This is a genomic window from Undibacterium sp. JH2W (genome assembly GCF_049340425.1).
In the GTDB taxonomy this organism is placed as follows: Bacteria; Pseudomonadota; Gammaproteobacteria; order Burkholderiales; family Burkholderiaceae_D; genus Undibacterium.
In genome coordinates, this window is sequence record NZ_JBMPOT010000008.1 from 207,608 (window position 1) to 221,076 (window position 13,469).

Annotated in this window: 13 protein-coding genes; 3 read left to right on the plus strand and 10 right to left on the minus strand. The window is 48.6% G+C overall.

The genetic code is table 11. From position 1 onward, the window contains the following. Positions 1-99 precede the first annotated feature (99 nt). From ACO0LC_RS13890 to ACO0LC_RS13900, 3 genes are all read left to right on the plus strand, one after another. Positions 100-939: a universal stress protein gene (locus ACO0LC_RS13890; protein WP_423003999.1), complete on the plus strand. Its 840-nt coding sequence runs from the start codon at positions 100-102 to the stop codon at positions 937-939. A 243-nt stretch (positions 940-1,182) separates the two neighbouring features. Then, positions 1,183-3,003 carry an MASE3 domain-containing protein gene (locus ACO0LC_RS13895; RefSeq protein ID WP_423004001.1) on the plus strand — a complete coding sequence of 607 codons (1,821 nt, stop codon included), beginning with the start codon at positions 1,183-1,185 and terminating at the stop codon, positions 3,001-3,003. Between the two features lie 102 nt (positions 3,004-3,105). Next, on the plus strand, positions 3,106-3,429 hold the full coding sequence (locus tag ACO0LC_RS13900) for a flagellar basal body rod C-terminal domain-containing protein (RefSeq protein WP_423004003.1): 324 nt from the start codon (positions 3,106-3,108) through the stop codon (positions 3,427-3,429). 14 nt (positions 3,430-3,443) lie between these two features. Here the strand turns inward: ACO0LC_RS13900 and ACO0LC_RS13905 are convergent, their stop codons facing one another. From ACO0LC_RS13905 to ACO0LC_RS13950, 10 genes are all read right to left on the minus strand, one after another. Beyond that, on the minus strand, positions 3,444-4,229 hold the full coding sequence (locus ACO0LC_RS13905; RefSeq protein WP_423004005.1) for a sulfite exporter TauE/SafE family protein: 786 nt from the start codon (positions 4,227-4,229) through the stop codon (positions 3,444-3,446). 1 nt (position 4,230) lies between these two features. Next, positions 4,231-5,634 carry an oxygen-independent coproporphyrinogen III oxidase gene (hemN, locus tag ACO0LC_RS13910; RefSeq protein WP_423004007.1) on the minus strand — a complete coding sequence of 468 codons (1,404 nt, stop codon included), beginning with the start codon at positions 5,632-5,634 and terminating at the stop codon, positions 4,231-4,233. A gap of 9 nt (positions 5,635-5,643) precedes the next feature. Then, positions 5,644-5,901 (minus strand): hypothetical protein, encoded by a 258-nt coding sequence (locus ACO0LC_RS13915; protein ID WP_423004009.1) that lies wholly within the window; start codon positions 5,899-5,901, stop codon positions 5,644-5,646. A 58-nt stretch (positions 5,902-5,959) separates the two neighbouring features. Further along, a complete protein-coding gene (locus ACO0LC_RS13920; RefSeq protein WP_423004011.1) occupies positions 5,960-6,505 on the minus strand; it encodes a FixH family protein in 546 nt (181 codons plus the stop codon). A gap of 9 nt (positions 6,506-6,514) precedes the next feature. Further along, on the minus strand, positions 6,515-7,927 hold the full coding sequence (ccoG, locus tag ACO0LC_RS13925; protein ID WP_423004013.1) for a cytochrome c oxidase accessory protein CcoG: 1,413 nt from the start codon (positions 7,925-7,927) through the stop codon (positions 6,515-6,517). Between the two features lie 118 nt (positions 7,928-8,045). Then, positions 8,046-9,041 carry a cytochrome-c oxidase, cbb3-type subunit III gene (gene ccoP, locus ACO0LC_RS13930; RefSeq protein ID WP_423004015.1) on the minus strand — a complete coding sequence of 332 codons (996 nt, stop codon included), beginning with the start codon at positions 9,039-9,041 and terminating at the stop codon, positions 8,046-8,048. Between the two features lie 2 nt (positions 9,042-9,043). Further along, on the minus strand, positions 9,044-9,190 hold the full coding sequence (locus ACO0LC_RS13935) for a cbb3-type cytochrome oxidase subunit 3 (RefSeq protein WP_423004017.1): 147 nt from the start codon (positions 9,188-9,190) through the stop codon (positions 9,044-9,046). Positions 9,191-9,240: 50 nt separating this feature from the next. Further along, complete coding sequence (ccoO, locus tag ACO0LC_RS13940) at positions 9,241-9,858, minus strand: cytochrome-c oxidase, cbb3-type subunit II (protein WP_423004019.1); 618 nt, start codon at positions 9,856-9,858, stop codon at positions 9,241-9,243. A 26-nt stretch (positions 9,859-9,884) separates the two neighbouring features. Next, the gene (gene ccoN, locus ACO0LC_RS13945; protein ID WP_423004021.1) at positions 9,885-11,324 is read right to left on the minus strand and encodes a cytochrome-c oxidase, cbb3-type subunit I; all 1,440 of its coding nucleotides are present in this window, start codon (positions 11,322-11,324) and stop codon (positions 9,885-9,887) included. 200 nt (positions 11,325-11,524) lie between these two features. Then, positions 11,525-13,444, minus strand: a complete 1,920-nt coding sequence (locus ACO0LC_RS13950) for a SurA N-terminal domain-containing protein (protein WP_423004023.1) — start codon at positions 13,442-13,444, stop codon at positions 11,525-11,527. Positions 13,445-13,469: the final 25 nt, after the last annotated feature.

Genomic DNA, 13,469 nt, shown 5'->3' on the forward strand with positions numbered 1-13,469 from the left:
TAAGCTTTAGCAAGTTTTTAGATTTTTTGCCAGGAACATCCTGGCAAAAATTTAGCTAAACTTGTTTTTTTTCCACGATTTAACATCAAGGAGCAAAACATGCCCTACAAGACCATCCTGGTTCATGTTGATGAATCAGAACGTTCCAAGTTTCGCGTGCAGGTCGCAGCCGAAATCGCCCGGATTGATGAAGCCCATCTGGTAGGAACTGCCGTGACTGGTGTCTCGCGCTTTATCTATCAAGATGGCAATATTAGCGCCAATGACCCCAATCTGACCATACATTTGAATTATTTGCGCGAACGTGCAGAGAAAGCTGTAGGTAACTTCAATCAGCAGGCTCAGGCACTCGGTGTTAATTCCTATGAAAGCGTGATTGCCAATGATGAGGCTGGCGGTGGTGTAGGTTTGCAGGCGCGTTATAGCGATCTGGTCGTCATAGGCCAGACCAACCGCGACGAACCCTCACCGTCTGTACTACCTGACTTTCCTGAATACCTGATCATGAATTCGGGTCGCCCCATCTTGATTATTCCTTATGTTGGTGATGTGACGACTGTCGCCAAGCGCCCACTGATCGCCTGGGATGCCAGCCGCGAATCGACGCGCGCCATCACTGATGCAATCCCATTGTTGCGTCGTGCTGACCTGGTGCAAGTAGCGATCTTCAATCCCAAGGCTGTGCCGGACAGTCATGGTGAACAGCCTGGTGCCGATATTGCCCTGTACCTGGCCAGACACGGTATCAAGGTAGAAGTAGGCGTCCATAAAACTTCCACCGATATCGGTAACGCCCTGCTTTCGCTGGCGCATGATCTCGATAGCGATATGCTGGTCATGGGTGGCTATGGACATTCACGCTTCCGTGAGATGATCATGGGTGGTGTCACCAGGACTATTTTGCAGAGTATGACTGTTCCGGTACTGATGTCACACTAAGCCAATTGCTTCTGTTCCAGCCAATGACACTCCTTGCGCAAGGAGTGTCATTTTCATTTGTAACTCACATAGAGAACTGGCATCAGGCATTTCCGCATTAAAATACCTGCTTACTTCTTTAAAAAAATAATACACATGGCGCATGATTACCCGAGACTGGTCAGGGCACGTTGGATAGCCGGTTTATTTACTGTCTTGTCCCTCATTTTATGGCTAAATCATAGTGCGCTTTCCGCATTACGGATGCCAGCCCCTTTGCCTGTACACACGGTATTGGAAACAATCACCATCGTCATTTTCACGTCTGTGTTCATCGTTTGCTGGAATGCCTTTGGTGGAGCCAGAAAAAAGAGTAGTGTCATCCTGGCGGTCGCGTTTCTTTGCACCGCTATATTAGGTTTCATGCATGCGATCAGCTTTCAGGGCATGCCTGGCTTTCCCGATGCTGAGGACATGCATAAATCCCTGCTGTTCTGGTTGCTCTCGCGTTCCTTCATTGCCACCACGCTGCTGGGTCTCGTCCTGGCACCAGAAGACTCCGAGGTTAGTCCTGCACAAGCCCATTTTGTGTTGATGGCCGGCTTGCTGGCAACCGCTGGCTGGATGATGATAGTGTTCATGCTGCCCCGTCTGTTACCACTGACCTATATCCAGGGTGAAGGCCAGACTTCATTCAAATTGGCTTGTGAGGTTGGGCTGATTGCCATCAATCTGTTTACCGCCTTTTTATTGAACAAGCGCGGCGACGCCATCTCCGAACCCAATGTACAAGACCAGCGCCTGCAGATAGAACGTGCCCCCTTGTTTTTGGCGGCCATGCTACTGGCTATCTCGGAAGTATATTTCGCCATCTATACCGATGGCAATGATGTCTTCGTCGCCATAGGACACGCATTTCAATTGCTGGCTGCGATTGCCATTTATCGCGGCATGGTGGCAGTCAATATACATACGCCCTATGCCAGCCTGGCGGAAACCAGTCAAAATCTGGCTCGTTCAGCAGAAGAGCTTCATATAGAGCGTGAGCGTCTGAGCCGCATGATAGATACTGCCATAGATGGCATCATCACCATTGATGAAACCCAATCCATCATCCTCGTCAACCCTGCTGCTGCCGCCACTTTTGGCTACGAAGTAGCAGACTTGATGGGTGCCTCACTCAACCTCGTGCTACCCGAACGCCATCGCAAAGTACATGGCAAACATGTGCAACAATTTGGTGAGACTGGTGAAACCCGCAGAAAGATGGGTGGCAATTTTGACGATTTCTATGTCACTGGCGTGAAAGCCAATGGCGAAGAATTTCCTATTGAAGCCTCGATTTCCAGTCAAATAGAAAACGGCAAACGTTTTTATACGGTTATCTTCCGCGACATCACGGAACGCAAGGTCGCCAAGGAAAAAATGGCGCTCTATCATGAAGAGCTGACACAGTTGTCGGCAACACTGCAAAGCATACGCGAAGAAGAGCGCAAGCATATAGCGCGTGAATTGCATGATGATCTGGGTCAGTTGCTGGCTGCCCTGCGTATGGATTTATCGTTACTGCAAAGAGACAGCGTATTAACGGGGAAGACGCAACAAACATTGAATAGCATGGATCAATTGATATTAACCGCTATTACTACTCTGCGGCGTATTGCCACCGATCTCAGGCCACGCGCCCTGGATGAGGGTGGTTTGTACTTCGCCCTGCAAACCCTGCAAAAAGAGTTTTCTCAACGGCATGGTATCGATTGTGAATTAGAGGCTAACGAAGAGCAACTGGCCCTGGACGATGCGCACAGTACAGCCATATTCCGCATCATCCAGGAATCCTTGACGAATGTGGTCAGACATGCAGACGCTACGGAAGTGCAAATCGTCTTTGACCGTAAGCCTAGCAGGCTGAGCTTTAGCATTAGCGACAATGGTAAAGGAATAGAAGCAGACGATATGCGCAAGTCCAGATCTTTCGGCCTGGTGGGAATGCGTGAACGAGTCAAAGCCATGCAGGGAGAATTTCTGGTTGACAGCCATCCAGGCGAAGGTACCAGGATAAACGTAAATTTGCCACTATGCTAAGTAAATAAGTTAAGCAAATAAGTTAAGCAATTGAGGTGAACGTGCAGACTTCACGAATTCAGTATAAGCTAAGGAAAAATCGTATCGTATCTGGAGCATCAAATGGCAGTTTCAGCACTTAATAGTGGTCTTTCAGGACTCAGGGCCTATAGTACGGCGCTGGACAGTTCAGGCCACAATGTGGCGAATGCCAGCACCTCAGGCTTCGTCCCACAGCAAGTCAGTTTTCAGGAGCAGCCTGCAGGCGGGGTGATTGCCAGCATCAGCAAGGAAGGCAGCAGCCTTGCCTCTCAAGAATTGAGTGGCACCGATCTGGCAAATGAAATCGTGCAATCCATACAATTCAAAGCAGGTTTTGATTTGTCAGCTAAAGTTGTCAAAACTGCAGATGAAGTGCTGGGTACGCTAATCGATATCAAGGCTTGATGCTTGCCAGTCCGTTATGCCGCAGGGACCAGGCATAAGAAGGATGGCATATCCTTCATGTCAAAATACCAAAGCCCTAAAGCCCCTATCCCCATCAAGATCGCCGCCCCCAGATAACGCAGGCCACGCATAAGGGTTTTATTCTGCGCCTGTTGCATCAGGGCCTGGGTCAACAATAAATGCGGCAATGCAAACACGCCAAAAATCAGCATTAGCAAGGCGCCCGACCAGGCTTCACCAGATAACAAGGCAAATGGGGCGACGCCAAATAATAGGCCACAGGGCAGGCAACCCCAGCTCATCCCCAATAAAAATGGATATCGTGCAGCCTGCTGCAACACAGGCATTTTCTTACTGAAACGGGTATGTAAATTGGCCAAAGCGTTTTGTAAAAATGCCAGTCGTGGTGACAGGCCCAATACGCGCAGACCAAGCAGTATCAACATCAAATTACCAAGGACAAACAGGATTTGTTGAACTGGCAGATAGGGCTTGAACAACATACCAGCCGCACCTAGCCCCCCCAGTACAGCGCCTGCAATCACATAGGTAAAAATGCGCCCGCTTTGCAATAGTGCTTGATATACCAGCCGGGCCTGAATGCTATTAACGGCTTGACCTGCCTTGGCCTGTGTCATTAAGGCAATGGGAATAACTTTATTGACTTCTGCCCCGCGTTTATTCTGCCTCTGTCCCGCCTGTGTCAATAACATGGAAATTCCACCGCACATGCCTACACAGTGCACACCGCCTATGGCACCTGCTGTCATCGCGGCAAACACCAAGGGAAGAGTCAGCATGTCAAATCAGTTTTGAGTAGCGGGCGCCTGACTGCTGCGACAAATAGCGATCAAAAACCATTGCCAATGCGCGTACAAACAAGCGGCCTTTGGGAGGAATGCTGATGCTGCCGTCATCAATATGCACTATGCCTTCTTTGGCATAATCTTGCAGCTTCAACAGTTCTTCAGAAAAATGTTCGGGGAAAGAAATTCCGTATTGCATTTCCAGGAATTTGAAATTCAAGGTATTGCTGCACATCAGGCTCATAATGACTTGGCGGCGCAGGATATCGTCAACATCAAGGTGGTAACCTTTTTCCACAGGCAATATACCCGCGTCAAGACTCGCGTAATACGCATCCAGAGTCCGCAGGTTCTGCCCATACGATGCACCTACCTTGCCTATTGCCGACAGCCCGAGGGCGATCAGGTCGCAATCTGCCCGTGTTGTATAGCCTTGGAAATTCCGATGCAGACTGCCGTCCAGCGTTGCCAAAGCAAGGCTATCATCTGGCTTGGCAAAATGATCCAGGCCTATGTAGACATATCCCTCTGCCAGCAGGCGTTTGATTGACATCAAAAAAATCTGCAGCCTCTGCTCAGCGGAAGGTAAGTCTGCTTCAGCTATGCGACGCTGCGGTTTAAAACGAGTCGGCAAGTGGGCATAATTGTAAAGAGCAATACGCGCTGGCGACAGGGCAATGACTTGATCCAGGGTTTGTGAAAAACTGTCCAGGTTCTGTTTAGGCAAGCCATAGATCAAATCAAAATTAATAGACTGGAAGCCGCAGGCACGGCTGTCTGCTACAGTTTGCGCCACCATTTCATAAGGCTGTATCCGGTGAACTGCCTTTTGCACATCGGCATTGAAATCCTGCACACCCAGACTGGTGCGATTAAAACCAAGCTCAGCCAATAGTTGCAAAGTCTCCGTAGTGACAGTGCGTGGATCTATCTCTATAGAAATTTCAGCATCATCAGAAAAATCAAAATTCCGATGTAGCATTTGCATTAATTGACGCAATTCAGCATGACTGAGGAAAGTTGGCGTTCCGCCACCCAAATGCAACTGACTCAGCGTCTCACGCTGACGCAAATGCGCTGTCACCAGATTTAATTCCTTGGCCAGATATTCAAGATACTTGGCCGACCGGCCGTGATCTTTGGTAATGACCTTATTGCAAGCACAGTAATAACAGAGCGAAGCACAGAAAGGGATGTGTATATACAGAGACAGTGGTGGCTTGCTCAATAAGCAGCTGCGTTCTTCCAGGTAGAGTTTATATGACTCAGCGGTAAAGCCGTCGACAAACCTGTCTGCTGTCGGATAAGAAGTGTATCTCGGCCCCAAACTATCGAAACGGCGTATCAAGCCTTCTGGAATTTCTATTGCAGGAAATGCAGCCAGTTCGTTCATTTTCATGGTGATGTCTCAATGTGCTTTTTGCACAAGCAAGGCCGTCAAACCACTAGACAGAATTCCCAGCAACCAGAAAGCAAAAAAACCTACTGTATAAACGCCCGTTTCATGCATTTGCAGGCGGTGATCCAGTACGATCAATTCCATAGGATCAACCAGGCTGAAAAACAAACCTGTTGCTGCACAAGCCATCAAAAAAGCGGGCCACAAAACGATCATCAATATCGAGCGCAGCCTAGGTTTGCGTGCTGTAATAGTGCTATGTTCCAAATCCTGTCCCCTTCTAGTGGTTGTCCAGCCTCAGGTCAGCAAGCTTCAGGGGTTACCCTCATTTTGCTGCATTCAGTTGCACCGGTTTTTGTTCTGGATCAAACCAGTCACCGGTCAGGCGCCAGTCTGTGGTCTCCAGTTTAATATGGAACAATTTTACTGCCGCTTCAGCTGTATTCGGCATCAGCTTGAGATCCCCTTCATACCGACCGGGTGCCGTCTGTCTCATGGGCAAACGGCGTATGACTTCACTCACCGAGTTACCGCCTACGGCTGCATTGGCGATGCTGAGTTGCAGACTGTCCGGCAGCTTGCCTTTGCCACTCAATTGCAGATCGATCTTAGCGTTGGCGAAATCGGCATGGATGTAGGCATTCAGCTGCAATTCCCTGGCCTTGGCATCACGCTGTATGTCCTTATTAATCATCAAGCCTTGCTTATAATAATCCTCAGCTACTACCTTGTCAGCACCGCGCATGGCAATATAACCCGTGTACAGACTGGCGCACACGACGATGGCTGGGCCACCGACCACCAGAATCAACCAAGGTTCCTTGTACCAGGCATCACGCCTGGTTTTGGGGGACATCAAACTGGCTTCCATTTTCTTCTCCTATCGTGGAACGATGAACACGGCTTTTTCAGTAACGCTTACTTCTGGCGAAGCCAAGTCCCTGATGATGAAACGTATACGGTTGGAACCACTGTTCAGCACATTAGCTGGCACCCTTACCCTGACCGGGAAAGCCTTGGTGCTTGCTGATCCAACTTCAATATCCGTTGAATTTACAATCAATGCGCCAGCAGCCCCCTGCACTTCCAGGCTAAAACGTCGTGGCGATTCCTGGGTATTCATGACTTGCAGGCGATAGACATTCTCGATAGCGCCTGATTCAGTGACTTTGGGCATTCCCCTGTCCTTAAGTACGTCCACTTTCAAAGGTGTATGTAAGGCCAGAGAAACCGCCGACATTAAAATAATCAAACCCAGCAAGCCACCATAGATCAAGGTGCGCATGCGGAACACTCTTTTCCACATGGCTTTATCATCAAGCTTGCGTGTCAACGCATGCTCAGTGGTATAGCGTATCAAGCCACGCTCATAACCCATCTTGTCCATGACCTGGTCACAACCATCGATACAGGCACCGCAAGCTATGCATTCATACTGCAAGCCTTCACGAATATCAATGCCGGTCGGACACACTTGTACACATATTCCGCAATCGACACAATCACCCATGCCTTGTGATTTGTAATCAACTTTCTTATTGCGGGACCCGCGTGGATCGCCGCGTGCCGAGTCATAAGTAACGATCAGCGTATCCTTGTCAAACATGGCACTCTGAAAACGTGCATAAGGACACATGTATTTACACACTTGTTCACGCATCCAGCCTGCATTGCCGTAAGTGGCGAAGCCATAGAACAGGAACCAGAATGTCTCCCATGGGCCTAGTGTAAAGTTACCTACTTCTATGGCCAGTTCACGTATTGGGGTGAAATATCCAACAAAGGTGAAACCCGTCCACAAGGCCAGGCTTATCCAGATGAAATGCTTGATAAATTTAAGCGAAAACTTGCGTGTCGACATAGGCGAAGCGTCAAGTTTGATCCTCGCATTACGCTCGCCTTCTATCTTCGCTTCTATCCAAAGAAAAATTTCGGTATACACTGTTTGTGGACAGGCATAACCACAAAACACCCTGCCCGCGATAGCAGTAAACAAGAACAGGCTCAAGGCAGAAATGACGAGCAAGATGGCCAGATAGATAAAATCCTGAGGCCACAAGACCAGGCCAAAAATATAAAACTTGCGCGCTACCAAGTCAAACAAGACAGCTTGCCTGTCATTCCAGTTCAGCCAGGCTGTGCCATAAAATAAAGCCTGCGTAAAAAACACCAGCACCCAGCGCCAGGAAGAAAACCAGCCTGTTTGTGTACGCGGATAGATTTTCCTGCGTTCTTCAAAAAGCGCCAATTCTGCTTCTTCTATAGGCACCGGGATTATGGGTATGTGCTTCATCGTGATTCTATTTTTCTTGGTTGAGCAAAAAGGCAGCGCCTTTCAAGACTGGCGGGGCATGCTGTATGATCATCTTCCCTCCCTAGATATGACAGGCGCATTCATGGTTTTCAAATGACTACTTACTCGGTGCTGCTTCGGCGGCACTGGCAGAAATTTGCTTGACGGCGCTGATATCTGCATCACTGACCTGGGCAGAACTGTTGGACAGGCTCCAGACATAAGCAGCCAGCAAATGTATTTTTCCTTCAGTCAAAATCGCCTTGTGGGCTGGCATCTGGTTATTGCGACCCTTGTTGATGGTTTCCATCACAGTGTCAATACCGCCGCCATACAACCAGACTTTGTCCGTCAGATTCGGCGCGCCCAGTGCCTGATTACCTTTGCCATCGCCGCCATGGCAAGCCGCACAGGCAGCAAATTTGGATTTGCCGATCGCCGCCTTGATAGGATCATGCGCTGAATCTGACAGGCTTAATACATAGTTGGCGACGTTCCTGACATCATCGTCAGTACCCAGTGCTGCCCCCATAGGCGGCATCTGACCATGACGACCTTCACGTATAGTAGTCAATATAGTCTGTGGATCACCGCCATACAACCAGTCACTATCGGTCAGGTTAGGGTAACCCTTGCCACCTTGCGCATCAGAGCCATGACATTGCGAACAAGTGTTGAGAAACAGACGCTGGCCAATTTCATGCGCTTGCGGATCTTTGGCAACGGCCTTGATATCCATGGCCAGGTATTTATTAAAGATGGGGCCATATTGCGCTTCGCCATCCTTCATTTCCTTTTCATAAGCTCCCTTTTGGCTCCAGCCAAATGTACCCTGCCATTTGCCAAAACCAGGATAAACGATCAAATAACCTACGCTATACACCACGGTCAGGTAAAACAACCACATCCACCATTTAGGCAGTGGGTTGTTTTGTTCCATCAAGTCGCCATCCCATACGTGGCCAGTGGTTTCTGCAGGCAAGGGTTTGCCATCACTGCCGACTTTGACCTTGACCTTGGATTGCGACCATAACAACAAGACACAGGCCAGCATGGACAAGGCGGTAGCGATGGCGATGCCGGTACTCCACCATTCATTAAAAAAGTCTGCCATGGCTATTTTCCATTCTCATTATCAATTGGCAAGCGTGCCATTTTCTCGAATTTTTCCTTGTTGCCAGCGCTGAACGCCCAATAAATAATGCCGATGAATACGATGAGGCTGATGACCGTCACGACGCTGCTGATTATTGTGAAATTCATGTTATTTCTCCCCGAAAAACTGGGTCATACTGGACCCAGTTATCCCGATATCAATTCTTGTTCTTGATCGCAGTACCCAAAACCTGCAAGTAGGCGATCACCGCATCCAGCTCAGTCTTGTTAGCCAACTCAGATGGGCCAGCCTTGATTTGCTCTTCCGTATAAGGTACGCCCAGGGTTTTCATGGCTTTCAACTTAGGTGTTATCTCTTCAGGAACAAGCTGGGTTTTGCCCAACCATGGGTAAGCTGGCATATTGGACTCGACCACGACGGAACGTGGATCCGTCAAATGATCCTTGTGCCAGGAATCGCTATAACGGCCACCTACCCGCGCCAGATCCGGACCAGTGCGCTTGCTACCCCATTGGAAGGGATGGTCATAGACTGATTCACCCGCTACGGAATAATGGCCATAACGTTCGGTCTCGGCCCTGAAGGGGCGGATCATCTGCGAGTGGCAGCCATAGCAACCTTCTCGCAGATAAATATCGCGGCCGGCCAATTGCAAGGCAGAGTATGGCTGCATGCCCTGCACCGGTTCGGTCGTTGATTTTTGGAAGAACAAGGGTACGATCTCCACCAGCCCGCCAACACTGATAGTCAGTATCACCAGCACCAGCAATAAGCCCACATTCCGCTCAATCAGATCATGAGTAAAATTACGCATCAAATTTCTCCTTTGATTTCTCTGATTTATGCATGTGCCGCAGCAGCAGGCAATGCAGGAATGGTGTTGTTCACAGGTTTGGCTGCCATGAGCGTTTTTGCGACGTTATAGGCCATGACCAACATACCACTCAGGTACAGTAAGCCACCCGTCATACGGATCACATAGTAGGGGTAAGTCGCCTTCACGCTTTCTACAAAGGAATAAGTCAGCGTACCGTCCTCATTCACTGCGCGCCACATCAGACCTTGCATGACACCGGCGATCCACATGGAAGCGATATACAAGACAACACCTATGGTCGCTACCCAGAAATGCACTTCAATGAGACGCTTGCTATACATTTGCGTTTGACCAAACAGGCGCGGAATCAGGTAATACAAACTGCCTATGGTGATGAAGCCCACCCAGCCCAGAGCACCGGAGTGCACATGACCCACGGTCCAGTCGGTGTAATGCGACAAGGCGTTCACAGTTTTAATCGCCATCATCGGACCTTCAAAGGTCGACATGCCATAGAAAGACAGGGACACGATGAGGAAACGCAAAATAGGGTCAGAGCGTAGTTTGCTCCATGCACCAGACAAGGTCATGATGCCGTTGACCATACCACCCCAGGAAGGAGCCAGCAAAATCAGCGAGAACAGCATGCCTATCGATTGTGCCCAGTCAGGTAAAGCCGTGTAATGCAGATGATGTGGGCCCGCCCACATGTAAGTGAAGATCAGCGCCCAGAAGTGGACGATAGACAGGCGATAAGAATAGACCGGACGCTCGATTTGTTTGGGTATGAAGTAATACATCATACCCAGGAAACCCGCAGTCAGGAAAAATCCCACCGCATTATGACCATACCACCATTGCACCATCGCATCTTGCACACCAGAATAGGCAGAATAAGACTTCATGAAAGATACAGGGATGGCAGCGCTATTGACGATATGCAAAACTGCCACGGCTATGATGAAAGCACCAAAGAACCAGTTGGCTACATAAATATGCTCCACCTTGCGCTTCATCAGCGTGCCAAAAAACACGATGGCATAAGATACCCAGACTATCGCAATCAACAGGTCAATAGGCCATTCCAGTTCGGCATACTCTTTACCCTGGGTATACCCTAAAGGCAAACTGATGGCAGCGGCAACAATGACCAATTGCCAGCCCCAGAAAGTGAACTCGGCAAGACCATCAGAAAACAGGCGCACATTCGAGGTACGCTGAACGACATAATAGGAGGTGGCAAACAAGGCGCAACCACCGAAGGCAAAAATTACGGCATTGGTGTGCAAGGGGCGCAAGCGGCCGTAGCTCAGCCACGGTATCCCTCCCAGAAATTCCGGCCAGGCAAGTTGGGTTGCAATCACCACGCCTACCAGCATGCCGACTATTCCCCACACCACTGCCATGACAGAAAATTGCCGTACAACCCTATAGTTGTATGTGTTTTCTTTAGTTATTGTCATGATCTCACTCTGTTGTAAAAATACACTGCAAGAATAACAATCGCATTGCCTGGCTACATTGATTCACATCAAATATTGCCGGATTCAAAGTCGATTGCACGCAAAAGACAACATCTGCAAGAATAGACAAAATTTTAATTTTTAACAAAAAAAAAGACACTCAAAGAGTGTCTTTTTCCCAACGCCAGAATTGAGCTGAATTATGGTGCGGCAGTGACCGGCGCTGTTACTGCGGCTTTATTGACTGTAACCTTTGCTCTTTGCTTCAACAATTCAAGATAAGCATACAGGTTTTGAGCAGATTGCATACTGGTCAGTTGCTGCGCTTCAGAAGCGCGTCGTGTTGCGTCAGGCGTGCCAGCAGTAACTTTAGCTATGCGGAAAATAACATATCCGGCAGAGCCCAGGTGTGTACCCACAAAAGCCGGCAGTTTTTGCGTGTCCGCCCGCATCAAATCAACCAAAGCCGCGCTAGGAATGTCCTGGTTCTTCAAGCGGGATACCATCTTGGCTTCGGTAAATCCTGCTGTCGAATCAGCCGCCTTCAAGGCTGCCAGCTTGGCTATACCCTCTTTTTCAGCCAGTGCTGCGGCTTCTGTAGCGGTCACTTGCGCAAGTATTGCCGCCTTGACTTCTTCAAATGGACGCTTCGCTGCAGGCTTGTATTCAAGAATGCGGCCAGCAATACGTGTGTTAGGGGCGATCTCAACCGCTTCTGTATTGTGCTTTTTCTTGATCACATCATCAGAGAAAATAGCTTTCAGAAATTTGGAGTTGCTGGCTTCGACCGCGCCCTCAATGCCAGGTTTGCTGTTGCGTGTCAAACCATTGACTACTTGTATTTTCAATTTGAGTTTTTCAGCTACAGGTTTCAAGCTATCGGCTTGTTCATACAGCAGATTACCAAAGGTCTCGGCGGCTTCCGTATAAGCTTTACCTGCTTTTTGTTTTTTGATTTCAGCAGCAATTTGTGTTTTTACTTCGTCCAAAGCCTTTACTGTAGCAGGCTTGATCTCAGTCACCATGATGATATGAAAACCGTAGTCAGATTGCACCAGCTCACTGATTTCACCTTGCTTGAGCTTGTACGCACTTTCTTCAAACTGCGGGACCATGGCGCCACGTCCAAAGAAATCCAGATCACCGCCTTTTTCCTTGGAGCCTGGATCTTCAGAATTTTCCTTCGCGAGCTTGGCGAAATCTTCTGGTTTTTTCTTCAGTTGCGCCAGAATACCAGCGGCCTTGGCTTTTGCCTTTTCTTTGTCAGCAGCACTGGCATCCTTGCCAGCGGTGATCAAAATATGGCTGGCACGACGCTGCTCTTCTGTTGTATAGATTTTTTCATTTGCTTTATAGTAGGCTTGGACATCGGCATCAGACACTGTCGTTTGTTCTGCCAACACATCACTATTCAAGACCACGTATTCAGCATTGATTTGTTCCGGGATTTCGAACTGCGCCGTATTTTTTTCGTAGTAGGCCTTGAGCATCTCGTCTGTAACTTTAACGCGCGCAGTAAAATCTCCAGGTTTGTACATCAGCATTTGTACTTCGCGCTCTTGCTCATTGATAGCAGACAAACGATCAGCCACAGTTTTTGAAACAAAGGCACTAGCCTGGACAGGACTCAACAATTGCTGAACGATCAAATCCTGGCGCAAACGCTGTTCATACATGGTAGGTGTCAAGCCCTGCAGGGACAGCAAGCGATTGTATTCTGCATTGTCAAAATGACCGTCAGCCTTGACCAGACCGGGTGTCTGGGCGATATTGTCTCGCAAAGTAATATCTGCAATTGCCAGCTTCTTCACGACGATCTCGCCAGCCATTGCCTTGCGCGCAATTAACTCATCCAGAATACTTTGTCTTGCTTCTGCAGTATTGAGCATTTTTGCATCAAATTGCGGACCATATGCCTGACGCATACGATCAAGCTGATCACGTAATGCCTGATCAAATTCAGCCTGCGAGATAGGAACACCTGCAACTTTTGCAATGCCCTCCTCTTTGCCTATAGACCTCAAAGCGTCAGTGTTACCGAACAAAACAAAGGACGGTAAGATAAGAACAGCTAACAAAATTTGCATTAAGCGCTGATGGGTACGAATAAATTCAAACATGTTCAACCAATCACGTGGCTAAGTA